At 63.8% G+C, this 21,734-nt stretch carries 22 protein-coding genes; 13 read left to right on the top strand and 9 right to left on the bottom strand.

The genetic code is table 11. The annotated features are described in order from the left end of the window. Positions 1-59: 59 nt before the first annotated feature. Together ligA and ACYG97_RS13045 are read left to right on the top strand one after the other, a co-directional pair. Entirely contained in the window at positions 60-2,264 is a 2,205-nt protein-coding gene (ligA, locus tag ACYG97_RS13050) for an NAD-dependent DNA ligase LigA (RefSeq protein WP_023733068.1), read from the top strand. Next, a complete protein-coding gene (locus ACYG97_RS13045) occupies positions 2,261-2,956 on the top strand; it encodes a DUF2461 domain-containing protein (protein ID WP_023733067.1) in 696 nt (231 codons plus the stop codon). The genes ligA and ACYG97_RS13045 overlap by 4 nt, the downstream gene beginning before the upstream one ends. Before the next feature lie 22 nt (positions 2,957-2,978). Here ACYG97_RS13045 and ACYG97_RS13040 read toward each other — a convergent pair whose 3' ends face one another. Next, positions 2,979-3,737: an SDR family NAD(P)-dependent oxidoreductase gene (locus ACYG97_RS13040; RefSeq protein WP_023733066.1), complete on the bottom strand. Its 759-nt coding sequence runs from the start codon at positions 3,735-3,737 to the stop codon at positions 2,979-2,981. A gap of 115 nt (positions 3,738-3,852) precedes the next feature. On the opposite strand from ACYG97_RS13040, the gene ACYG97_RS13035 reads away from it, so the two are divergent. Next, complete coding sequence (locus ACYG97_RS13035; RefSeq protein ID WP_023733065.1) at positions 3,853-4,581, top strand: AzlC family ABC transporter permease; 729 nt, start codon at positions 3,853-3,855, stop codon at positions 4,579-4,581. Continuing rightward, positions 4,578-4,874 carry an AzlD family protein gene (locus ACYG97_RS13030; RefSeq protein WP_023688042.1) on the top strand — a complete coding sequence of 99 codons (297 nt, stop codon included), beginning with the start codon at positions 4,578-4,580 and terminating at the stop codon, positions 4,872-4,874. The genes ACYG97_RS13035 and ACYG97_RS13030 overlap by 4 nt, the downstream gene beginning before the upstream one ends. Positions 4,875-5,029: 155 nt before the next feature. Here the strand turns inward: ACYG97_RS13030 and ACYG97_RS13025 are convergent, their stop codons facing one another. From ACYG97_RS13025 to ACYG97_RS13015, 3 genes are all read right to left on the bottom strand, one after another. Beyond that, complete coding sequence (locus ACYG97_RS13025; RefSeq protein ID WP_023733064.1) at positions 5,030-6,874, bottom strand: aminopeptidase P family protein; 1,845 nt, start codon at positions 6,872-6,874, stop codon at positions 5,030-5,032. A 105-nt stretch (positions 6,875-6,979) separates the two neighbouring features. Further along, on the bottom strand, positions 6,980-7,852 hold the full coding sequence (locus ACYG97_RS13020) for a 50S ribosomal protein L11 methyltransferase (RefSeq protein WP_023733063.1): 873 nt from the start codon (positions 7,850-7,852) through the stop codon (positions 6,980-6,982). Positions 7,853-7,934: 82 nt separating this feature from the next. Beyond that, positions 7,935-8,510: an SCO family protein gene (locus ACYG97_RS13015; RefSeq protein ID WP_023697009.1), complete on the bottom strand. Its 576-nt coding sequence runs from the start codon at positions 8,508-8,510 to the stop codon at positions 7,935-7,937. Positions 8,511-8,692: 182 nt separating this feature from the next. Between ACYG97_RS13015 and ACYG97_RS13010 the strand changes: the two genes are divergently transcribed. The 3 genes from ACYG97_RS13010 (at position 8,693) to ACYG97_RS13000 (ending at position 10,727) form a co-directional block, all read left to right on the top strand. Then, the gene (locus ACYG97_RS13010) at positions 8,693-9,211 is read left to right on the top strand and encodes a CreA family protein (protein WP_023753104.1); all 519 of its coding nucleotides are present in this window, start codon (positions 8,693-8,695) and stop codon (positions 9,209-9,211) included. 60 nt (positions 9,212-9,271) lie between these two features. After that, positions 9,272-9,913 carry an LbetaH domain-containing protein gene (locus ACYG97_RS13005; RefSeq protein WP_023733062.1) on the top strand — a complete coding sequence of 214 codons (642 nt, stop codon included), beginning with the start codon at positions 9,272-9,274 and terminating at the stop codon, positions 9,911-9,913. 382 nt (positions 9,914-10,295) lie between these two features. Further along, entirely contained in the window at positions 10,296-10,727 is a 432-nt protein-coding gene (locus ACYG97_RS13000; RefSeq protein ID WP_023750938.1) for a low affinity iron permease family protein, read from the top strand. Between the two features lie 26 nt (positions 10,728-10,753). On the opposite strand, the gene ACYG97_RS12995 is transcribed toward ACYG97_RS13000, so the two are convergent. Continuing rightward, the gene (locus ACYG97_RS12995) at positions 10,754-11,620 is read right to left on the bottom strand and encodes an SDR family NAD(P)-dependent oxidoreductase (RefSeq protein ID WP_023682121.1); all 867 of its coding nucleotides are present in this window, start codon (positions 11,618-11,620) and stop codon (positions 10,754-10,756) included. A 131-nt stretch (positions 11,621-11,751) separates the two neighbouring features. On the opposite strand from ACYG97_RS12995, the gene ACYG97_RS12990 reads away from it, so the two are divergent. After that, positions 11,752-12,033, top strand: coding sequence for a hypothetical protein (locus tag ACYG97_RS12990; protein WP_023668298.1), 282 nt, complete (start codon positions 11,752-11,754; stop codon positions 12,031-12,033). 12 nt (positions 12,034-12,045) lie between these two features. Here the strand turns inward: ACYG97_RS12990 and ACYG97_RS12985 are convergent, their stop codons facing one another. Beyond that, positions 12,046-12,621, bottom strand: a complete 576-nt coding sequence (locus ACYG97_RS12985; RefSeq protein WP_023682120.1) for a TMEM175 family protein — start codon at positions 12,619-12,621, stop codon at positions 12,046-12,048. Between the two features lie 153 nt (positions 12,622-12,774). Here ACYG97_RS12985 and ACYG97_RS12980 point away from each other — a divergent pair, with 153 nt between their 5' ends. Then, complete coding sequence (locus ACYG97_RS12980) at positions 12,775-13,983, top strand: MFS transporter (RefSeq protein ID WP_023712448.1); 1,209 nt, start codon at positions 12,775-12,777, stop codon at positions 13,981-13,983. Between the two features lie 3 nt (positions 13,984-13,986). Here ACYG97_RS12980 and ACYG97_RS12975 read toward each other — a convergent pair whose 3' ends face one another. After that, the gene (locus tag ACYG97_RS12975; protein ID WP_023712449.1) at positions 13,987-15,459 is read right to left on the bottom strand and encodes an MATE family efflux transporter; all 1,473 of its coding nucleotides are present in this window, start codon (positions 15,457-15,459) and stop codon (positions 13,987-13,989) included. Between the two features lie 198 nt (positions 15,460-15,657). On the opposite strand from ACYG97_RS12975, the gene ACYG97_RS12970 reads away from it, so the two are divergent. Next, complete coding sequence (locus ACYG97_RS12970) at positions 15,658-16,446, top strand: L,D-transpeptidase (RefSeq protein WP_023668302.1); 789 nt, start codon at positions 15,658-15,660, stop codon at positions 16,444-16,446. 78 nt (positions 16,447-16,524) lie between these two features. Here the strand turns inward: ACYG97_RS12970 and ACYG97_RS12965 are convergent, their stop codons facing one another. Next, positions 16,525-18,000 (bottom strand): esterase-like activity of phytase family protein, encoded by a 1,476-nt coding sequence (locus ACYG97_RS12965; protein ID WP_023733061.1) that lies wholly within the window; start codon positions 17,998-18,000, stop codon positions 16,525-16,527. Between the two features lie 223 nt (positions 18,001-18,223). Here ACYG97_RS12965 and ACYG97_RS12960 point away from each other — a divergent pair, with 223 nt between their 5' ends. Continuing rightward, positions 18,224-18,538 carry a ferritin family protein gene (locus tag ACYG97_RS12960; RefSeq protein WP_023668303.1) on the top strand — a complete coding sequence of 105 codons (315 nt, stop codon included), beginning with the start codon at positions 18,224-18,226 and terminating at the stop codon, positions 18,536-18,538. A gap of 27 nt (positions 18,539-18,565) precedes the next feature. Here the strand turns inward: ACYG97_RS12960 and ACYG97_RS12955 are convergent, their stop codons facing one another. After that, entirely contained in the window at positions 18,566-19,591 is a 1,026-nt protein-coding gene (locus tag ACYG97_RS12955) for a LacI family DNA-binding transcriptional regulator (protein ID WP_023733060.1), read from the bottom strand. A gap of 194 nt (positions 19,592-19,785) precedes the next feature. Here ACYG97_RS12955 and ACYG97_RS12950 point away from each other — a divergent pair, with 194 nt between their 5' ends. After that, positions 19,786-20,817, top strand: coding sequence for a Gfo/Idh/MocA family protein (locus ACYG97_RS12950; protein ID WP_023733059.1), 1,032 nt, complete (start codon positions 19,786-19,788; stop codon positions 20,815-20,817). Beyond that, positions 20,814-21,722 (top strand): sugar phosphate isomerase/epimerase family protein, encoded by a 909-nt coding sequence (locus tag ACYG97_RS12945; RefSeq protein ID WP_023832879.1) that lies wholly within the window; start codon positions 20,814-20,816, stop codon positions 21,720-21,722. Before ACYG97_RS12950 ends, ACYG97_RS12945 begins: the two co-directional genes overlap by 4 nt. Positions 21,723-21,734 lie beyond the last annotated feature (12 nt).

Here is a 21,734-nt window from a genome sequence, read left to right as displayed (position 1 = left end):
GGAATGATTTTTCCGAAATCCTGATTTATGGTGTCGCGCCACTGTCCAGGGACCGCTGCATGTCTGAAAAACCAGTCGAATCGTTGAGCGAAAGCGAAGCCGCGGATGAGCTCCAGCGGCTGGCCGAGGAGATCGCCGGTCATGACACGCGCTATCATGCCGAGGACGCGCCGACGATTACGGACGCGGAATATGACGCGCTGCGGCGGCGCAATCTTGCCATCGAGGAGCGGTTTCCCGGTCTGGTGCGCGAGGATTCGCCCTCGCTGCGGGTCGGCGCCGCGCCGGCGGAAGGCTTTGCCAAGGTGCGCCATGCGGTGCCGATGCTCAGCCTCGCCAAGGCCTACACAGACGAGGACGTCACCGATTTCATCGAGCGTGGCCGGCGCTTCTTCGACCGCGACAAGGATCTCGACATCGCGTTTACGGCCGAGCCGAAGATCGACGGCCTGTCGGCGTCGCTGCGCTATGAACGCGGTGTGTTCGTGCAGGGTGCTACGCGCGGCGACGGCACTGTCGGCGAGGACATCACCGCCAATCTCAGGACCATCGCCGACATCCCCGCCAAGCTCAAAGGATCGGGCTGGCCCGAGACCATCGAGATCCGCGGCGAGGTCTACATGACCTATGCGGAATTCGAGGCACTGAAGGCCCGCTCGGCGGCGGTGGGCGGCCAGGACTATGTCAATCCGCGCAATACGGCAGCGGGCTCCTTGCGACAGAAGGATGCGTCCGTCACCGCCAGCCGCAATCTTAAATTTTTTGCCTATGCCTGGGGCTATACGACAGCGGATCCGGCGCCGACCCAATATGATTCGGTGCAGAAATTCGCCGAATGGGGGTTCAAGGTCAGCCCATTGATGGTGCGGGCGAAGTCTGTCGAGGAGCTGATCGCGCACTACCACAAGATCGAGGAGCTGCGTTCGTCGCTCGGCTACGACATCGACGGTGTCGTCTACAAGGTCGACCAGCTGGAATTGCAGCGTCGCTGGGGCTTTGTCACCGGCGAGCCGCGCTGGGCGGTTGCGCATAAATTCCCGGCCGAACAGGCGATGACGACGGTGCAGAAGATCGACATCCAGGTCGGCCGTACCGGTACGCTGGCGCCGGTGGCGCGGCTAGCGCCGGTCACGGTCGGCGGCGTGGTGGTCGAAAACGTCACGCTGCACAATGAGGACTACATCAAGGGTTTTGACAGCAACGGCTTGCCGATTCGCGACGGCATCGATGTCCGCATCGGTGACACGGTTGTCATACAACGGGCGGGCGATGTCATTCCGCAGATCGTCAGCGTCGTCGTCGACAAGCGGCCGGCTGATGCGGTGCCTTACGAATTCCCGCACATTTGTCCGGTCTGCGGCTCGCCGGCGACGCGCGAAATCAACGAGAAGACCGGCAAGGAGGATTCGCGCCGGCGCTGCACCGGCGAGCTGATCTGCGCCGCCCAGGCCGTGGAACGGCTGCGTCATTTCGTGTCGCGCGGCGCGCTCGACATCGAGGGGCTGGGCGCCGAGAATATCGACCTGTTCTTCAATTCGGGACTGGTCAAGACCTCCGCCGATATCTTTACCCTGAGGGATCGCCGCCCGGCCGTCACCAGGGCGCTGGCCGAGCGGCGCGAGGAGCAGGCGCGGCTGCGCGAGGCGGCATCGGGCAAGGCGCGCAAGAATGTGCGCGGTGTCGAGGACCGCAATTATGAAGGTCTCGACAAGCTGTTCGCGGCCATCGATTCGCGCCGCCAGCCGGAGCTCGACCGCTTCATCTTCGCACTCGGCATCCGCCATATCGGCGAAACGACGGCGGCCGTGCTTGCCCGGACGTTTTCGACCATCGAGGAGCTGATCCGCGTCGGCAAGGAAACGGCGGCGGCTGAGGATCCGCACAGCGTCTTCCCCTCCATCAACGGCATTGGCGATACAGTGATCGATGCGTTGCGCGATTTCTTCGGCAATGAACGCAATGACGACGTGCTCGACAGACTGCTCGAACAGGTCAAGCCGAAGCCGTATGTCGTCACCGTGTCGACCGACAGCGAGGTTGCCGGCAAGACCATCGTCTTCACCGGCACGCTGGAAAAGATGACACGCTCCGAAGCCAAGGCGATGGCCGAACGGCTCGGCGCCAAGGTGGCGGGTTCGGTGTCGGCGAAGACCGATCTGCTGGTGGCCGGGCCGGGCGCCGGCTCCAAACTGAAGCAGGCCAGCGAACTCGGCGTCGAAGTCATCGACGAGGACACCTGGCTGCAAAGGGTCGGCAAGGCATGACCGCCGGTTCGTTCAAAGGGTTCGGGCAAAAAGCCATCCCGTTCCTCAAGGCGCTCGACTTCCACCAGAGCCGCGAATGGTTCCAGGAAAACCGCGCGCTTTACGACAGCGAGTTGCATGAGCCGTTCTGCGATCTGGTCGAGACGCTGACCGAGCGCTTCGCGGCGGCGGGTCTGGGCTTGCGCGGAGACCGCAAGAAATCGCTGTTTCGCATCAACCGCGACGTGCGCTTCGCCAAGGACAAACGGCCCTACAACCAGCATTTGTCGGCCATGCTGTCACCGGATGGCACCAAGATGGAGCAGGGCGTGTTCTTCGTCTATGTCGGGATCGACCGCTGCTTTGCCGATGTCGCCTGGTGGAATCCGGAGCCGTCCCTGCTGCTGGCGATGCGCAAGGCGATCATCGCCCGGCCGGCCGACTTCCGAAAACTGCTTTCAACCCTTAGGAAAAACGGCTTCGAACTCGAAACCGAGGGCCGCATGAAGCGCACGCCGCGCGGCTTCGAGCAGGTCAACGAACCCGATCTTGTCGACGCCATCCGCAACCGGCACTTCTATGTCCAGCACATGATCGATCCGGCTGGAATTCACGCGCCGACGCTGGTCGACGAGCTTGTCGATTTCGCCTTGCGCGCCAAGCCGCTGCTCGACTGGGGCAGGGCGATCCAGGGCACGGCACCGCGGAGCTAAATCAGCCCGGCGCACTGCACGGCTACATCCGCATCAAAAGCCCACCGTCGACTGCCAGCTCGATGCCGGTGATGTAGCTTGCCGCATCGGAAAGCAGGAAGAGCGTGGCATTGGCCATGTCCTGCGGCGTGCCGATGCGGCCGAGCGGCGCATAATTGGCAACGGCCGCGCGTTTCTCCTCGGTGTCCCAGCGCGCCTGCAGCGGCGTCAACGCCATGCCCGGGCAGATGGAGTTGGAGCGGATGCGGTCACCGGCAAGCTGCATGGCGAGCGACTTCGACAGTGCACAGACTCCGGCCTTGGAGGCCTGGTAGGCATCCTGCGGGGTCGGGTCGCCGCGATACCACTGGATGGTGGAAAAATGCACCATGGCGCCGCCGCGCCCGCCAGCGCGCATGTGCGGAACGACGGCACGCGCCGTGTGCACGAAGGATTTCAGATTGATGTTGAAGACCTGGTCCCAGACATCAAGGTCCATCTCGAGGGCCGACTTGTCGCGGCCGAACCAGAGCACGCCTGCGACATTGGCGAGATAGTCGATGCCGCCGCGCTCGCGGCCCGCGGCATTGATGGTCTGCTCGACAAAGGCGGCGTCGGTGAGGTCGCCCTGGGCAAAGGTGAGCCGGTCGTCATAGGCGGCAAGCGACGCCGGACGCGGCTTGACGTCGATGGCGGTGACCGAGGCGCCGGCCTCGAGCAGCGCCAGCGAGATCGCCTCGCCCATGCCGCCACCGGCGCCGGTGACGACCGCGTGCCTGCCGGTGAAATCATAAGCGATCATCCGAACCCCTTACCTGTTTTTACAACATCAGTTTCGCTGATTTGTTGGCTCAAGCGAATTCGTCTGACTTTTCAAACGCCGGCTCCTACATAGCAGCGCGAGATGGGAATGTGACATGTCGGCAGAGACCTTAAGCGAAAATTCCGTGGCCAGCGACTTCTGGGACGGCGTGCGGCTGTCGATGCCGGTGGTTGTCGCCGCGGCGCCATTTGGGCTGCTGTTCGGCGCCATCGCCGTCGACAACGGCTTTTCCGTTCTCGAAGCTTTCTTGATGAGCGCGCTGATCTTCGGCGGCGCCAGCCAGATGGTCGGCATCGAATTGTTCGGCCAGCATGTCGCGCCATGGCTGATCGTGCTGTCGATCTTCGCGGTAAACTTCCGTCACGTGCTTTACTCCGCCAGCATCGGCCGGCGAATCGCGCACTGGCCGGTTATCAGCCAAGCGCTGGGCTATTTCGTGCTCACCGATCCGCAGTTCGCGGTGGCCGAGCGCAGGGCCGAAGCCGGCGAGACCGTTGGCTTTGCCTGGTATATGGGCCTTGGCCTGCCGGTGTATGTGTTCTGGGGGATCGAAAGCGCGCTGGGCGCGGTTTTCGGCAAGCTGATCCCCGACACGCATGCGCTCGGCATCGATTTCCTGCTGCCGATCTATTTCCTCGGGCTGGTCATGGGCTTTCGCAAGCGGCCGCTCTGGCTGCCGGTGGTGATCGCCAGCGCCGCCGCGTCGATCATTGCCTACCAAACTGTGGGATCGCCCTGGCACGTCTCCGTCGGCGCCGCTGCCGGCGTGCTTCTGGCCGTCATCCTGCCGCCGCACCATAGCGGCGTGGAGGCAAAACGATGAGCGCGACTTTGTGGATCATCATTGCCGGCGCGCTCGCCACCTATCTCACCCGCGTCGGCGGCCATCTGGTGATCTCGCGTTTCGACCACATCCATCCACGCGTCGAGGCCGGCTTGAACGCAGTGCCGGCGGCGGTGCTGACGACGCTGGTGGCGCCCGCCGCACTCAGCGCCGGACCGGCGGAATGGGCGGCACTGGTCGTCGCGGCTGTGGTCTCGCTGCGCGGCGGCCTGATGGCGATGTTTCTGGCCGGGGCGGTGGTGCTGATCCTCGCCCGGCAGTTTGTGGCATAGGGCGCCTGCGCGCGGAACAGTTTCGAACTGTCGGCGCCGCCGCTCATTGCCCTGCCGGGCGTTCGTCACTCGAAAAGCCAAGCAATTGGCTTTTCGTCCGCTTCGCGGACCGCTCCTCACCTCCCCGTATAGTGACGGGGAGAAAGAAGCTCATTTCAGATCTTCGCGTCGTGCGGCAGCGGCGCTGTTGCCTTCTCCAGCCAGGCCAGCGTCTCGCCGTCGAGCATCGGGCCGATCTCGGCCAGCACCCAGGCATGGTAAGTATCCAGCCAGTGCAACTCCTCGCGCGTCAGCAGGTCGGTGCGGATCAGCCTGGTATCGATCGGCGCCAGCGTCAGCGTCTCGAAACCGTGCATGGCGATGTCGCCGCCCTCCACCGGTTCAGCCGGCGTCACCAGGATCAGGTTCTCGATGCGGATGCCGTAGGAGCCTTCCTTGTAATAGCCGGGCTCGTTGGACAGCATCATGCCGGCGAGCAGCTTTTCGGTGCCGGTGCGGGCGATGCGCTGCGGCCCTTCATGCACGGCCAGATACGAGCCGACGCCGTGGCCGGTGCCGTGGGCAAAGTCGCAGCCATGCTTCCACAGCGCCATGCGCGCCACCGCGTCGATTTCCGAGCCGCGCGTGCCGGCGGGAAAGCGCAGCGTGGAAATGCCGATCATGCCCTTCAGCACCAGCGTAAAGCGCTCGCGCATCTCCTCGGTCGGCTGGCCGATCGGCACCGTGCGGGTGATATCGGTGGTGCCGTCCTGATACTGGGCGCCGGAATCGAGCAGGAACAGCTCGCCCTTTGCCAGCTCGCGGTTGGTGGCGCGCGACACGCGGTAGTGCATGATGGCGCCGTTCGGACCGCTGCCGGAAATGGTGTCGAAGGAGACGTCGCGCAGCGGCATCTGCGTTTCCTCGCCGGTCTGCCGGCGCACCTCCTCCAGCTTGGTGACAACGGTTATTTCGTCGAGCGTGCCCGGCTTTTGCCGTTCCAGCCAGCACAGCAGTTTCGCCACCGCCGCCCCGTCTCGGCGGTGCGCGGCGCGGCTGCCGGCGATTTCCGCCTGGTTCTTGGTGGCGCGCGGAATGCGGGCGGGATCGGCTGCTGAAACAAATGTGCCGCCATTGTCCTCGACCAGCATTCTCAGCTTTTCCGCCGCCAGTACCGGATCGAGCGCGATCTTGGCGCCGCCCTTGGCAAGGGCTGCGACCGCCGCCTCGAATTCGCCGGGCTCGTACAGATCGGCGAGTTGGGTGAGATAGGCGGCAACCGTGCGCGAAAACTTGCGCTGGTCCATGAACAGCTGGTGCTTGCCATCTGCTGCAAGGATCGCAAAGCCGAGCGCCAGCGGCGTGTGCGGCACGTCGCCGCCACGGATGTTGAGGGCCCAGGCGATCGAGGAGGGGTCGGTGAGCACGGCGTGCGTCGCGCCCTCCTTGCCGATTGCCGCCGCCAGCCGCGCCAGCTTGTCCTTCGCCAGTTCCCCGGCAAAGCCGATCGGGTGGATTTCGACTGGCGCCGCTGGTGGTGCCGGCTGATCCTTCCAGATGATGTCGATCGGGTTCCTGTCGAGCGGCACCAGCGTCGCGCCGGATTGCTCGGCCGAGGTTTTCAGCGCCTTGACCTCAGCGATCGTGTGCAGCCAGGGGTCGAAGCCAAGCCTGGCGCCCTTGCCGAGATTGTCCTTGATCCAGGAGGCCGGCGGGTTGTCGACGAGACTCTCGATTGCAAAAATGTCGAGATCGACTTCGTGGCGCACTTGCAAGGTATAGCGGCCATCGACGAACATGAAGGCGCGGTCACGCTGCACAAGTGCTACGCCGGCCGAGCCGCTGAAGCCGGTCAACCATTTCAGCCGCGCCGAGCGATCGGCGACATATTCGCCCTGGTGCTCGTCCGCGCGCGGCACCAGGAAACCGTCGAGGCCATTATCCGCCAGCCATCGCCGCAGCAACGTCACGCGCGGCTTGCCGACGCTCGGGTCGCCTGCGGAATCGAAGGTCTGGAACATGGTATGCCTCCTGTATCGGGCGCGACCGTAGCGCATGACCCGGAAAACCGGAATCGATTTTCGCCAATCGCAACAGGCTCGGATTGGTCCAAAGCGCGTTGCGTCTCAGTGCTTCAGGTGGATCGTCACCCAGCCTTCGCGATGCAAGGTCCTGACATGCCGGAAATTCTGGCCGACATAGGCCGAGATCACCGCATTGCATTGGCGCTCGAGGATGCCGGACAACACGATCGAGCCGCCGAGGCTGATGTGCCTGGCCATCTCAGGCGCCAGCCGCATCAGCGGCCGCGCCAATATGTTGGCGACGATGAGGTCGAAAGGCGCGCGCTTGCCGAAGATCGGGTGGTGGAAGCCGGGCGCCGTCACCGTTTCAACCAGCGCCTTGACGTGGTTGAGGCGGGCATTGGCGGCGGCGACCCTGACGGCGATCGGATCGATGTCGGTCGCCAGCACCGGAATATGCGCCAGTTTGGCGACGGCGATTGCCAGCACCGCGCTGCCGGTGCCGAGGTCGAGGGCATTCCTGGGACGTTCGCGGCGCACGACCCGTTCCAGCATTTCGAGGCAGCCGGCCGTGGTGCCGTGATGGCCGGTGCCGAAGGCAAGGCCGGCCTCGATCTCGATGGCGAGTTCGCCGCTGTGGCGCTTCCGGCGGTCATGCGCGCCATGGACGAAGAAACGTCCGGCGCGCACCGGCTTCAGTCCCTCCAGCGAGCGCGCCACCCAGTCGATGTCGGGCAAAACCTCGCGCTCGATCGGCTTCGACAGGGACAGTCCCACAAGGCTGTCTTTTAGCCGCGCCTCAACCGCGTCGACATTGCCGTCGGTGTAGAGCGAAACCTCATAGATGTCGCGGTCTTCATCGACTTCGAGCACGGCGATCGGCAGGCCTTCATCCTCGAAAGCCGGCTCGAGCGCGGCAAAGATGCGGTCGGCCTCGATCTTCCCAGCGATGAAGTGGAGCCTGGTCTGACCCATCAGTTGGTCTCTTGCTTGAGCATGATCTCTGGACAACACTTTTCTGTCCGAGAAAACCGGATTCCACATTTAGGGATCATGCCTAGCCTGCTGCCAGCCGCTTCAGCTTGGCAATCGCGGTATCGGCGCTTTCGCCATAGGCGATGGTGCCCGAAAACTCGCCCTTGGCATTGAGCAGCAGCGCCGAGGCGGTGTGGTCCATCGTATAATCGCCGTCGCCGGTGTCGACCTTCTTCCAGTAGATGTTGAAGGACTTCGCCATGGCGTGCACCTTGTCGGGATCGCCCGATATGCCGACGATGCGGTCGGAGAAATTGCTGACGTAAGTGTTCATCACAGGCGGCGTGTCGCGCTCTGGATCGACGGTAACGAAGTAGGCGTTGAGGTTCTTGCCGTCGTCGCCCAGCGTCTTCAGCCAGCCGGCCATTTCGAACAAAGTGGTCGGGCAGACTTCCGGGCAATGGGTGAAGCCGAAGAAGACGATGCTGGGTTTTCCCCGGAAGGCGGCTTCGGTGATTGGCGCGCCTTTCTGGTCGACCAGCGTGAATGGCGCGCCATACGGTTCGCCACCATAGTGGCCGCGATAGAAGTCAAAGGTGAGCCAGCCGATGCCCGCCGCCATCAGAACGAGAATGCCGACCAGAATTGAACGCATCATCAGGAATTGTCCGTAGCAGAAATCATCGAGCGCCGGATCGGCGCCTCTCTGCCGGCAGTCTTAGCCGGTCGCAGGGGGCAAGGCAAAGATGCCGCGTTGCCGCAACCGGGCTGGGCGCTACCTTGCAAACAGCTGGCCCTTATCCCACCTGAGACCGGCAAACTGAACCTGAGGAGGCTCCCTTGCAAAGACGGACTGGGCAGAGACGGATTGGGCAGAAACTGATCGGCGGCGCGCTGGCCGCATGCATTGCCCTTGGCGCCGGTGCCGCAGCGGCAGAGGAAGTCGGCAAGGTCGGCGTCGATTGGGTCGGCAACGACATCATCGTCGAGGCGATCAAGGATCCCAAGATCGACGGCGTGACCTGCCATGTCTCCTATTTCGACCGCAGCGTCATCGACCGGCTGCACAAGGGCAACTGGTTCGAGGATCCGTCTGATTCCTCGATCTCCTGCCGCCAGACCGGGCCGATCACCATCGGCGACATCGACATGAGCGAGGGCGGCGAAGAGGTGTTCAAGCAAGGCATCAGCCTGATCTGGAAGAAGCAGGTGGTGAACCGCATCTACGACAAGAAGAACGAGACGCTGATCTATCTCTCGCATTCGCGCCAAGTGCAGGACGGCTCGGCGAAAATGTCGGTGACGACCGTGCCGCTGTTCGGCCAGAACGTGGTGTGGACCGGCGGCAAGCCGAAATAACGATCCTCCGGGCGCAACGCGACAATTGCTTCCGCAATTGCGCGGGGGTAAATCCGCCAGATGGACCGTACCGAAAACCTCGTCCTGAAAGATCCCGAGCCGCGCATCCATTCGACCGCGGAGCTGAAAGCGTGCAAGCTTGGCCGCTATGCCTCGATCGGCGAACGGGTGGTGCTGCGCGAGGTCAATGTCGGCGATTTCTCCTATTTCGAGCGCCACGCCGAGGCGATCTACACGACGATCGGAAAATTCTGCTCGATCGCCGCCAACAGCCGCATCAATGCCTTGGAGCATCCGATCGAGCGGATCACGCAGCACAAGCTCAGCTACCGGCCGAACGAGTATTTCCGCTGGCTGGGCGTCGACGCGGCGTTCCGCGCGCGGCGGCAGGCCAAGGCGGTCGGCATCGGCAATGATGTCTGGATCGGCCATGGCGCCGTCATCATGCCCGAGATCAGCATCGGCAATGGCGCCATCATCGGCGCCAATTCGGTGGTGACGCGGGATGTGCCGGCCTACACAATCGTCGCCGGCGTACCGGCGAAGCCGTTGCGCATGCGCTTTCCCTCCGAGATCGCGGCGCGGATCGAAAGCCTTGCCTGGTGGGACTGGCCGCCGGAGAAACTCGCCAAAGCGGTTCCCGACATGCAGGCCTTGCCGATTGAGGATTTCCTCGATCGTTGGGAGCAAGAGCATTCCTGAGAGCTCGCCGCGCGTGCGCGGTTTCATCGACTGGCTGGCCGAAATCCTGGCGCCAAAATTCTGAACGGCACGTGTCGGGAAGAGTTCCGCCGGTCTGCGGCAACGCAACGGACCCCTTCCGCCATGCGGGGGTGGCGCAGCGGAAGGGGCTTGGAGACAAATCCGCCGTGAAGCGGAACGAACAGGTTTTGGCCTGCATGGTGACTAATGGCAACAAACCGATAAGGCGGCTTTTCACGGCGCTGCGCCTTTGGCGTGCATACAATTGCACCAGCGATGCCCTCTGCGACAGGGAACCGGAAGCGGCTGCCGGTTGTTTATTGTTGGAGCGATGAATGCGGCCTTGGTCAGCTCGTCGCGCTTTGAACGGTTGAGGATGTGAATGATCGAAAAGCTGTTTACCAGAATCGCCAACACCGTTTCGCACTTGGCGGGCCTGCCGCCGACTTTCATCGCCTGTTGCGCCATCGTTATCGTCTGGGCGGTAAGCGGGCCATTCTTCGGCTTCTCCGATACGTGGCAGCTCGTCATCAACACGGGAACGACGATCATCACCTTTTTGATGGTGTTCCTGATTCAGAACACCCAGAACCGCGACGGCGCCGCGGTTCAGGCCAAGCTCGACGAACTGATCCGCGTCAGCGAGGGCCACAATCATTTCATCGGCATCGAGCACCTGACCGAATCCGAGGTCGAGGAGATCAGAGACAAATGCGAGCGGGCGGCAAAACGCCATGACCACGAGCTCGCCGAACTGGCGGGCAAGAAGGCCGTCGCGCAAAAGCGCACCGCGAAAAAACGCGCGCCCGCCTGAGTCTCGGCTTTGGCTGAGTTCGACGATCAGTTTCCCATAAAGGCCGCGAAAGCGTCCTTATGGTCGGGGTGCCAGCGCGAGAGAGCAGGCCGGTTCTCGATGATGTCGCCGATCGCCCAGGCCATGCGCTTTTCATCGGTCGGCCGCATCACCTCATTGTCGGGGCACAGGATGTAGAAGTCCCCGCGCGCCAGCGAAGCCAGCATGAAGTCGACCACCTGCTCGCCGGTCCAGGCGCCAGCGGGTTTTTCGACCGCTCCTTCGGTGAGGCCGGTGAAGGTGAAGCCGGGAATGAGAAGATGCGCCGCGACCTTCGCGCCCGGCTCGTTGCGCAATGCGTGCGCCAGGCCTTCGGTGAACGTCTTCAATGCCGATTTGGATACGTTGTAGGCGAGATTGCCGGGTGGCGTGGTGATGCCTTGCTTGGAGCCGGTGTTGATGATCAGGCCCGGCTCTCCGGAGGCCAGCATGGCCGGCGCAAAGGCCTCGACGCCATGTACGACGCCCCAGAAATTGATGTCGATCAGCCGCTTCCAGGCGTCGCCGTTCTCCCACGGTTTTCCCGGATTGTTGCCGACGCCGGCATTGTTCATCAGCAGCGATACGGCGCCGAAAGCGGCATGCGTCTTTTCCGCCAGCCGGCCGAGTTCGTCGGCCTTCGAGACGTCTGTGGCGACCGCAAGCACGGCATTCTCGCCGGCGATCGCGGCGACTGCCTGGCGGGCCGCATCGAGGCGCGCGCCGCCAATGTCGGCCAGCACCAGTCTCATGCCCATAGCCGCCAGCCTTTTGGCGGCGGCAAGCCCGATGCCGCTGGCGCCCCCGGTGATGACGGCGACGTTGCCTCGGCTGAGGGCGGGCAAAGCGGATTGGATTTCGGCGTCGGAGGTCATGATCTTTTTCCTAGGGTTCGGGTGGCGCCGAACTTAGCGCGGGACGCGCATCGTGCAAGGCCGTCCCGCGTGTTCGGGTTGACCGCATCAACGGCGGCTGTGCATGCTGCGGCTGAACAGGAGACTGCCGATTGACCGACTGGGTTGCGATCCTGAAGGAGCAGACCGCCACCGGCGACCAGATGGGCCGCGAGGTGCCACAGATGCTTGCCAATCCGGACATAAGCGAAGCGCAGGTGAAGACCTTGTTTTCGGCACTCGAAAAACAGGCCGAGTTCGTCGAGAAATTGCGCATGGCGCTGGAAAAATTCGGCCATGATTTTTCGATCATCAAGGCGGCCGAGCGGCTGGAGGAGCGCTATGCCGACCTAGCCGCGTCGGTTGCCGAAAAGCTGAAGGCGATGCGCAAGTAGAGGCGTCCTACGCTACTTTTCCAGCACCCGCGAAAAACGCGTGTCCGGAACGAACCAGACGGCGGCCACCAGCACGAAGATCGCAACGCCGATCCATTGGTTGACGAAGGCAAGCGGGACGGCGGCGGCGTAGAGGGCCACCGAGATCTTGCCCTTGCGGTCATTGCCCAGCGCCTTGGCGAAGGCGGTGTCGTTGCCGTGCAAATGGTGCAGCTTGGTGGCGAGAAAGGTGTAGGCGACCGCGCACAGCACCAGGTCGATGCCATAGACGGCGACGGGGACCGGCGCGAAATGGTTCTCGCCCATGAAGGCCGTCGTCGCCGGCATCAGCGACAACCAGAACAGAAGGTTGAGGTTGGCCCACAGCACGCGGCCGTCGACCCTTTGGACGGTGTGGAACATGTTGTGCAGATTGTTCCAGTAGATACCGACATTGATGAACGACAAGACATAGCTGAAAAAGATCGGCCACAGCGGCAGAAGCGCTGAAAAATCCTCCCCATGGGGCACTTTCAGCTCCAGCACCATGATGGTGATGATGATGGCGACCACCCCATCGGTGAATGCCTCGACTCTGCCTTTTCCCATGGATTCTCCTTCTCGATGGAAAGACGTTAAGCGAGGATTTCGGGCAAGACCATCCTGACAAGGTTGTCAGGATGAAGTTCGGCGCGTGGAACGGCCATCCTTACATGGACGTTGGGGCGCAATTGGGCGTTGGGCGATTGGCCGGAGGTTGCCATGACCAGCTATGCCGAGACCATAACGCGCGACAACGGACTCGATGGCCGGCCCGCGATGGCCGCGGTTGCCGCCATGATCGCCGCTCTGTTCGCCGGCAGCACGGTGCTGACGCCGCTTTACGTCATCTACAAGCAGGCCTTCGGTTTCTCGCAGATCACGCTGACGCTGGTCTACGCCGTCTATGTCGTCGGCAATCTCGGCGCATTGCTGATGTTCGGGCGCTTGTCCGACGGCATTGGCCGCCGTCCTGCGGCGCTGGCGTCGATGGCCATAGCGGTGGTCAGCGCGCTGGTGTTCCTGTTGGCCGAGAACGTCGCATGGCTCGATGTCGCCCGCATATTGAGCGGCCTTGGCATCGGCGTCGGCGCGGGAACCGGCACGGCCTGGCTTGCCGAATTGATCGAGGGTAAGGACAAATCGCGCGCGGCAATCATCGCCACCAGCACCAACTTCGTTGGCCTTGGCCTCGGCGCGCTGGCATCGGGCCTGCTCGCCGAATATGCGCCCTGGCCGTTGAGACTAACGTTTGCGGTCTATCTTGCCTTGCTCGTGGTGGTGACGCTGTTGATCTGGCGCACCAGGGAAACCGTTTCGCGGCCGGGAAGGCTGGTCGACGTTTCGCTGCGGCCGCGGCTGTCGGTGCCCGCTGATATCCGCGCCGCTTTCGTGGCGCCGGCCGTCACCGGCTTCGGCGCCATGGCGCTGGTCGGCTTCTATGCAGCCCTGGCGCCGAGCATCCTGGCGCAGCAGCTGCATGTGGCCAACCATGCCGAGGCCGGCGGGCTGTTCTTTGAACTGTCGATCGTTGCGGCCGCGACCATTCTGGCCACGACCCGACTGTCCAGTCGCGCCGGCATGCTGGCCGCGCTGGCGCTGATGATCCCGGCCGTAGGGCTGATGGTTGCTGCTCAGTTTTTCGCGTCGATGTCCCTGATGGTTGCCGCCACCGCTGTGTGCGGCGTGGCGGCGGCGCTCGGCTATCGCGGCGGCCTGCAGGTGGTGAGCCAGATCGCACCTGCCGAGCGTCGCGCCGAATTGGTGTCGGCGTTCTTCATCTGCTGCTTCTGCGGCAATGCGCTGCCGGTGATCGGCATTGGGCTGCTGTCGAGTTGGGCCACTCCGACGACGGCAAGCCTGGCCTTCGCCGGCATGATCACGCTGTTCTCTGTCGTAGCGCTGGGGTTCGGCGTCAAATACGCGCGCTGAGCCTCACCCGTTTGGCGTCTCGGGCGCCATGTTTGCCCGTCCGCGCGGGATGCCGAGGCCGGTGTCGGGCGGCTCGCCGGCGGCCGGCCGGTCCTCGATCATGTGCATGGTGCGCCAGCGGCCGAAGCGATAATAGGCGGCGGCCAGCACCAGCGAGGTGATCGATCCCGCCGGAAAACTCCACCACAGCGCTTCCTCGCCGATGTAGCTCCTGAAGAAGTAGGCAAAGCCGGTACGCACGACCAGCACGGAAATCACCAGAATGATCAGCGGCGGCATCACGGCACCGGTGGCGCGCACGGTGGCGAACAGCACGATGGTGACGCCGAACAGGATGAACGACCAGGACGCCACCTTGTTGATGTGGGCTGCAATGTCGATTGCGGTGCTGTCGCGGCTAAGGAACAGGCCGAGCACCGGCCTGTCGAAGAGGAACAGCAGCGCCACCAGGGCGCCGGTGAGCACCAGGTTGAAGCCGACGCCGGACGCCGCGATGCGACCGATGCGGTCCCAGCGCCCGGCGCCGACATTCTGGGCCGCCATCGACGAGACTGCGGCTCCGATCGCCAGTGCAGGCATCTGGATATAGGTCCACAGCTGCGCCGCGATGCCGTAGGCGGCGGCGACCTGCGAGCCGTAGGAGTTGACGATGCCCATCACGGTCAGCGCCGCCGCCGAAATGACGATCATCTGCAGGCCCATCGGCACGCCCTTGAAGACGACGATCCTGAGCAGCGCCGGATCCGGCCGCAGCAGAGCGAGGTTCGCGCCGGCGAGCCGCAACGGATGCTTTTTGGCATAAAGCACGACGAGGATGGCGATCACGCTCACCGTCTGGCCGATCAGCGTCGAGGTGGCGGAGCCGGCGATGCCGAGTTCGGGGAAGGGGCCGATGCCGCGAATGAGCAGCGGATTGAGGATGATGTCGAGCACGACCGCGAGCGCCATGAAGAAGAATGGCGTGCGCGAATCACCCGCACCGCGCAGCACCGTCATGACGAAGGACAGAAGGTTCATCATCGGCACGGCGACGAAGATGATACGCAGATAGGAGCGCGCCAGCGGCAGCGCATCGGGCGGGGTGCCCAGTGTGTTGAGGATGGCGTCGACCCAGATCCAGCCGCAGACGGCGAAGATAGCCGAGACGAGGAAGAAGAAGCTGGCGCTGGTGCCGACGATGCGCCGCGCCTCGGGCAGGTCGCGGGCGCCGACCGATTGCGCCACCAGGATGGTGGCGGCCATGCCGATGCCGAATACGGTGCCAAGAATCAGGAACAGAACCAGATTGGCGTTGGAGGTGGCGGTCAGCGCCGATTCACCGAGGAAGCGGCCGACCCAGACAGCGTTGATCGAACCGTTGAGCGACTGCAGCACATTGGAGCCGAGCACCGGCAGAGCGAACAAAAGCAGCGTGCGCGGAATCGGGCCGCTGGTCAGGTCGCCGGTGCGCCGGCGCGGTGGTATTTTTTCGTCCATGGGCTGTTCGGCGAAGGTTCATCTCAAAGTCCGCCCGGCAATGATCGCCGATTTGACGGACAAGGTCGATGCGGCATTGGAACATGCCACCTGGCGGCTTCAAGCTAATCAGTTCTCAAAACATTCGGAATGGGATATGGGTCGTCGCCGCGTGGGGTCGCATATCCTGTTGGATATGATGAATAGGCTGGGGGGATCATGTCCGACAATCCGCTTTTTTCCGAGCGCCTGAACCGGCGCGCGTTTCTTGGAATATCCGCTTTGGGTGCCGCTTCCATGGCGCTTTCAGCCTGCACCACGACCGACGTCGTGGTGCCGCCAACGCCCGCTCCGGCGCCCGAACCGGCTCTGGGCGATGCCGCCACCATGTATTCGGCGCGCGTCGATGAGGGCTTTTCATTGCCGGCAATCCCCGTGGCCAAGCTCGATCCGAAGTTCGTGCGCCAGATCGTGGACGATCCGACCGGCGAAAAACCCGGCACGATCGTCGTCGATACATCCGAGCATTTTCTCTATCTGGTGCGCGACGGCGGCAAGGCAATGCGCTATGGCGTCAGCCTCGGCAAGGCCGGGTTTGGCTGGACCGGCAGCGCCGTGATCCAGGCGCGCAAGAAATGGCCGGTGTGGACGCCGCCGCCCGAAATGATCCAGCGCCGGCCGGAACTGGCGAAATATAAGGACGGCATGCCGCCGGGACCGCAGAGCCCGCTCGGCGCGCGTGCGCTCTATCTGTTCCGCGACGGCAAGGACACGATGTACCGGCTGCACGGCACGCCGGAATGGGATTCCATCGGCAAGAACGCGTCGTCGGGCTGCGTGCGCTTCATGAACCAGGACATTATCGACCTCTACAGCCGGGTCAACGGCGTAGCCCAGGTCTATGTGCGCCCGAACCTGTCGGCCGCAGGCAAGATCATGGCCGTGTCGAGCCGGACCGCCGAGCCGATCGATGCCGGCGTGCCAAGGGATGCGGAGATTTTGAAATAGGTGCCTTCACGGCATCGCTGATCGCCGACAAACGTTTAGAGGCGGACGCGCCGGGCGCGTCCGCCTTTCCGTAAACGGCTACTTCTTGGCGAGGCCCGGAAGCGTGACCTGATAGACCAGGAACATGGTGTCGACATCGGCGCCGTCGTCGGCCTTGTAGGGCGCGCCGACCTGAAAACCGTCCTGGGTGAGAAAGTCGTTATCGTTGCCGACGAACAGGAAATAGTCGTCGGGCAGCGCCGGATCGAGCAGGCTGACCACAGACATTGCTTCCCACTTCTCCGAGAGATTGTTCTTGTCGTTCGGCTTGCCGTCATGCAGGCCGAAACGGCCGAGTTCCTTGTTGTCGTTGATGTCAATGAACGGCGTCAGCTTGGCCGGGGTCACCGAGGGGTCGAGCACGCCCTTGGGCGCCAGCGGCTTGTCGGCGGCATCGAAGGCGCCGCCGGCAATGTCGGTGGCGCCAGAGACGTCGACGACGAAAATCTGGCGCAGCAGCGAAGTATCGCCCTTCACCCCCTGGCCGTTTCCGCTGTCGCGCGCCAGCATCAGGAAGGTCTTGTCGGACAGCGCCATGATCTCGCTCTGCGCGGCGACCTTGGTCTTGTCCTTGGTGACCTTGAACACCGGCAGCGGCACGACATATTCATGCACCAGCTTGAGATGGGCCGGGTCGGAGGCGTTGTAGACCAGGGCGCGGGTGTTCTGGCGCGTCGCGGGCGAATCGCCGCCATCCTGGCGGGGCGCCGACTGCAGCACAGCGATCAGCGACTTGCCGTCCGGCGTCAGCGCCATGCCTTCGAGGCCCTGGTTGTTCTGGCGGCCGGTTTCGGGATCCTTCGGATCGGGTTCGGCTGCACCGGGGCCTGGATTGTCGGAGGCGAAGTTCGGCCCGCCCTTGCGCATCGGCACCAAAGCGGCCGGCGGCTGCGTTGCCGACAACAGATGGCCGTCGGCCGAGAAGCGGTAGATGTTGGGGCCGTATTCGTCAGAGATGAACATGGTGCCGTCGGGCAGCCGCGCGATCGCCTCGTTGTCGAGCGCCAGCTTGCCGTTGGCCTCGGGCAGGATCGGCAGGTCGCCGCTCGCCGCGCGCACGCCGTTGAGCGGATCGAGGCCGGTGGCGTCTGCGCCCTTGTCGTCGGTGAGCAGCAGCGAATCGGCTAGCGTCGCCTTGACGCCTGTTTGTTCCTGGCCGGCAGCGGGCGTGGCGCCCAGTGCGGTCGGCGTGAACTCGATGCGAATAGTGTTGAGCCGCGGCCGGTAGTCGGTGGTGCCGACGACATTGTAGCCGCGATCCGGCAGCAGCCACAGCGAACCCTTGTAGCCATCCGCGCCATGGGTCCAGCTTGCGGCGTCGATCGACATGCCGGAGCCGGAGCCGAAGGTCTCGCCGAACTTGTCCTTCTGATCGGCCGGAATGCGGCCGACGCCGACCAGGCCCTTGTTGACGAAGCCGCCAACGGTGGCGGTGCTGCCGGCAAGGGCAGGGGTCAGGGCGGTAAACAGCGCCAATGCGGCGCCGAGCGACACGGTTCGGTGCAGATTTTTCATGGAGATCCTTCTTGTGACGGAACGGGCCGGAACGGCCGGATGACGAAGCCGCCGCAATCGACGATGCCGCGCCCACCGATGAGCGGTCTAGGACGCGAAGATGATAGTTGCGTGACAGACCTTGTCGCACTCGCTCCGGAACCATTTTCCAGCCTGATCCGTTGCACGCGAGCCCAAGCGTCGCCTGCGATGGCCGGTCGAGCCCCGGGCCTGGGAGGGATAAATGGGTTTCGATCAGTATCACGAGCCGCCGGAAGAACTGACGCAGGAGGTGCGGACCTTTGCCCGCATGATCACCTCGTTGATCGAAGAGGCCGAGGCGATCAGCTGGTACGAACAGCGCATGTCGGTCGAGAAAGACCCTCAGGCCAAGGCGATCATGAAGAACGCGCAAGGCGAGGAGTTCAAGCATTTCGGCATGGATCTGGAATTCCTGCTGCGCCAGAAGAAAGACTGGCGCGCGGAACTGAAGGAAATCCTGTTCACCACCGGCGACATCGTCAAGGCCGGCGAGCGGGGCGAGAAGAAGGTGGATTGAGGCCCGCCGGCCTTCCTCCGCGGCGGATCAATCGCTGTCGCGGGCGATCAGCTCCAGCGGCCAGACTTCGCGGATGATGCGCGGACCTTCCGGGCCGGCAAAGGCGGGAAGCGAGGCCAGCAGCATTTCGGCCAGTCGCCGGCCCATCGGCTCCAGCGACGGACGGAAGGCGGTCAGCGCCGGTGAAAAATAGCGGCAGAGCGGCGTGTCGACGATGACGATCACCGCGATGTCGTGGCCGGGCCTGATGCCCATCTCGGCCAGTGCCTTGCAGCCGCCGAGCGCCATTGCGTCATTGTTGAAGATGATGGCTGTGGGCCGGTCCCTGGAGAGCATCACGCGCGGCGTCACCTGGTAGCCTCCGGCCTCGTTGATGAAGCCGTCGGCGATCAGGCCGGGGTCGACTTCGATGCCATGCCGCCCCAGCGCCTTGCGGTAGCCGTCGAGGAACAGGTAGCCGAAGTTGAGATCCAGCGAAGGGCGGATGGCGGCAATGCGGCGGTGGCCGCGCGCGACCAGCCGGTCGACGGCTTCATCACCCGCCCTCTCGAAATCGATATCGAGCGAAGGATAGGTGTCGTCGCCGGATTGACTTCGGCCAAGCGTGGCGAAGGGAAAGCCAGCCTTGCTGAGATAGTCGATCCGATCGTCTTCCCGCCGTGTATTGGCCAACACGACCGCGTCGGCTCGGCGCGTCTCAACCACGCGGCGCAGCCTCTCCTGCTGATATTGGCCGGGCTCGCCCATGACGACCATCAGATCCAGGTCATCCTCGGCCAGTCGGCCCTGCAGACCGATCAGGAACGGGATGAAGAACGGTTCGCCATATTGCTGGTCGCCCGGATGCGGCTGCAGCATGAAGGCGATCGAATGGGTGGTGCCTTGCCGCAGACTGCGGCCGGACTGGTTGGGCGAATAGTTCAATTGCTTGGCGGCGGCGAGCACGCGCTGGCGGGTGTCGGCATTGACGTCGGCGCGGCCGTTCAGCGCCCGCGACACGGTGCCGATCGAAATGTTCAGGTGACGCGCAAGGTCATGGATGCTGGACGCCAAGGACAGTTCTCCCCCTGTCTTGGCTAGCACCGGCTGCCGCCCAGGCCAAGGCTTCGGGATGATTTTCGCTGGCAGCCGATTGACATTCTACGCCATCGGGTGTGTTCTCGTAAACGTTTACGGAGAAACGTTTACGGTGATGCCGGAAATGCCGTGACATTCGGTCTGGAGGGACCGGACGGGAGGAATGCCGGATGATGAATGCCGTCCTCGTCGGCTGTGGTGCGATGAGCAAGGCCTGGCTCGATGCCGCGAGGCAGATCGACGGGCTGGCCATTGTCGGCCTTGTCGATCTCGACGCCGAACGGGCGAAGGCGAGGGCGCACGAATACGGGCTCGACGGCGCGGTAATCGGCACCAGCCTCGACGCGGTGCTCGACCAGACCAGGCCCGACGCGGTGTTCGATGTCGTGGTTCCAGCCGCCCGGCGTGATGTCGCCTTTGCCGCCTTTGCCCATAATTGCCATCTGCTGACGGAAAAGCCGCTGGCCGATACTCCGGAAAATGCGCGCGCCATCGTCGATGCGGCGCGTAACGCGGGGCGCGTCCATGCGGTCGTGCAGAACCGCCGCTACGTCGCCAATGTCCGGCGCATCAGGCGCTTTCTCGACTCCGGCGCCATCGGCAAGCCAACCAGCATCCATGCCGATTTCTTCGTCGCGCCGCATTTCGGCGGCTTTCGCGAGGAGATGGCGCATGTGCTTTTGCTCGACATGGCGATCCACACATTCGACGCCGCCCGCTACATGGTCGCAGGCGATCCCGCCGGCGTCTTTTGCCAGGAATGGGAGCCGGCGAATTCCTGGTACCGGCAGGGATCGTCGGCCAGCGCTATCTTCGATCTCGGCGGCGGCAAGGTGTTCACCTATGCAGGCTCTTGGTGCGCGGCGGGCTTCCGCACCAGCTGGGAGAGCACGTGGCGCATCGTCGCCGAGCACGGCAGCCTGGTCTGGGACGGCGAGGACGGACTGAAGGCCGAAGTTGTGTTGTCGGTCCGCGACGGCCTGTTCGACCTGACCCAGCCCATCACAGTACCGCCGCTCGATTCCGCCGACCGCGTCGGCGGTCATCTCGGCATCATCAAGGATTTCATCCACGCCATCGAGACCGGCAGCGAGCCGGAAACCCGTGGCAGCGACAACATCAAAAGCCTGGCCATGGTTTTTGGCGCCATCGAAAGCGCCGAGACCGGACGGCGCGTCGCAATCACACAGGAAGCATCATGATGCCAAACCCGCTTCTCGACATCCGCATCGGCACCATGGTGCGGGCCAATCTCGAAGACCCGGCCGCCTACATCAAAGAGATTCTGCCGCTCGGCTTCGAGAGCATCCAGCCCTTCTTCTGGCAGACGCTGGGCGGCAAGGATTTGGCGCGGCTCGCCGGTGAGATTGGCGAGGCGATCGGCGATGCCGATGTCGCCGTGTCGTCGATCGGCGTGTTCGGCAATCCGCTGGAGGATGGCGAGGTCGATCGCGGCGTGCTCGCGGCCTGGGAAACCGTCATCGACAATGCGCATCTGTTCGGCGCTTCGATCGTCAGCGGCTTCACCGGACGTCTGCGTGGCAAGAAGCTGACAGACAGCCTGCCGCGCTTCCGTGAGGTTTGGGGTCCGCTGGCCAGGCGCGCTGCAGACAAGGGCGTGCGCATCGCCTTCGAAAATTGCGCCATGGATGGCAACTGGGCGGCCGGCGACTGGAACATCGCCCACAATCCCGATGCCTGGGAGTTGATGTTCAACGAATTGCCCGACGACAATCTCGGCCTCGAATGGGAGCCCTGCCACCAGCTTGTCTACCTCATCGACCCGATGCCGCAGATCCGCAAATGGGCGCCGCGCATTTTCCATGTCCACGGCAAGGACGCGACGGTGCGCTGGGATGTGATCCGCGAGCACGGCGTGTTCGGCAAGCTGCCCTTCGTGCAGATGCGCACGCCCGGGTTTGGCGACAGCGACTGGACGCGGGTGATCAGCGAATTGCGGCTGGCCGGTTACAAGGGCGCCATCGACATCGAGGGCTGGCACGACCCGGTCTATCGCGGCGACCTCGAAATCACAGGCCAGGTGCGCGGGCTGGAATACCTCAAGCAATGCCGGGGAGGAGCGACCTACCTGCCGAACCCGGCGTGACCGAGGGCCGGT

The sequence above is a fragment of the Mesorhizobium sp. W067 genome, from assembly GCF_054719525.1.
Note: the sequence above shows the minus strand (reverse complement) of the source record. Positions and strands in the feature narration are given on the sequence as shown.

What these genes read in the sequence shown, in the direction of transcription:
- ligA (WP_023733068.1), top strand. Translation starts at nt 60, where the DNA reads ATGTCTGAAAAACCAGTCGAATCGTTGAGCGAAAGCGAAGCCGCGGAT.
- ACYG97_RS13045 (WP_023733067.1), top strand. Translation starts at nt 2,261, where the DNA reads ATGACCGCCGGTTCGTTCAAAGGGTTCGGGCAAAAAGCCATCCCGTTC.
- ACYG97_RS13040 (WP_023733066.1), bottom strand. Translation starts at nt 3,737, where the DNA reads ATGATCGCTTATGATTTCACCGGCAGGCACGCGGTCGTCACCGGCGCC.
- ACYG97_RS13035 (WP_023733065.1), top strand. Translation starts at nt 3,853, where the DNA reads ATGTCGGCAGAGACCTTAAGCGAAAATTCCGTGGCCAGCGACTTCTGG.
- ACYG97_RS13030 (WP_023688042.1), top strand. Translation starts at nt 4,578, where the DNA reads ATGAGCGCGACTTTGTGGATCATCATTGCCGGCGCGCTCGCCACCTAT.
- ACYG97_RS13025 (WP_023733064.1), bottom strand. Translation starts at nt 6,874, where the DNA reads ATGTTCCAGACCTTCGATTCCGCAGGCGACCCGAGCGTCGGCAAGCCG.
- ACYG97_RS13020 (WP_023733063.1), bottom strand. Translation starts at nt 7,852, where the DNA reads ATGGGTCAGACCAGGCTCCACTTCATCGCTGGGAAGATCGAGGCCGAC.
- ACYG97_RS13015 (WP_023697009.1), bottom strand. Translation starts at nt 8,510, where the DNA reads ATGATGCGTTCAATTCTGGTCGGCATTCTCGTTCTGATGGCGGCGGGC.
- ACYG97_RS13005 (WP_023733062.1), top strand. Translation starts at nt 9,272, where the DNA reads ATGGACCGTACCGAAAACCTCGTCCTGAAAGATCCCGAGCCGCGCATC.
- ACYG97_RS13000 (WP_023750938.1), top strand. Translation starts at nt 10,296, where the DNA reads ATGATCGAAAAGCTGTTTACCAGAATCGCCAACACCGTTTCGCACTTG.
- ACYG97_RS12995 (WP_023682121.1), bottom strand. Translation starts at nt 11,620, where the DNA reads ATGACCTCCGACGCCGAAATCCAATCCGCTTTGCCCGCCCTCAGCCGA.
- ACYG97_RS12985 (WP_023682120.1), bottom strand. Translation starts at nt 12,621, where the DNA reads ATGGGAAAAGGCAGAGTCGAGGCATTCACCGATGGGGTGGTCGCCATC.
- ACYG97_RS12980 (WP_023712448.1), top strand. Translation starts at nt 12,775, where the DNA reads ATGACCAGCTATGCCGAGACCATAACGCGCGACAACGGACTCGATGGC.
- ACYG97_RS12975 (WP_023712449.1), bottom strand. Translation starts at nt 15,459, where the DNA reads ATGGACGAAAAAATACCACCGCGCCGGCGCACCGGCGACCTGACCAGC.
- ACYG97_RS12970 (WP_023668302.1), top strand. Translation starts at nt 15,658, where the DNA reads ATGTCCGACAATCCGCTTTTTTCCGAGCGCCTGAACCGGCGCGCGTTT.
- ACYG97_RS12965 (WP_023733061.1), bottom strand. Translation starts at nt 18,000, where the DNA reads ATGAAAAATCTGCACCGAACCGTGTCGCTCGGCGCCGCATTGGCGCTG.
- ACYG97_RS12960 (WP_023668303.1), top strand. Translation starts at nt 18,224, where the DNA reads ATGGGTTTCGATCAGTATCACGAGCCGCCGGAAGAACTGACGCAGGAG.
- ACYG97_RS12950 (WP_023733059.1), top strand. Translation starts at nt 19,786, where the DNA reads ATGATGAATGCCGTCCTCGTCGGCTGTGGTGCGATGAGCAAGGCCTGG.
- ACYG97_RS12945 (WP_023832879.1), top strand. Translation starts at nt 20,814, where the DNA reads ATGATGCCAAACCCGCTTCTCGACATCCGCATCGGCACCATGGTGCGG.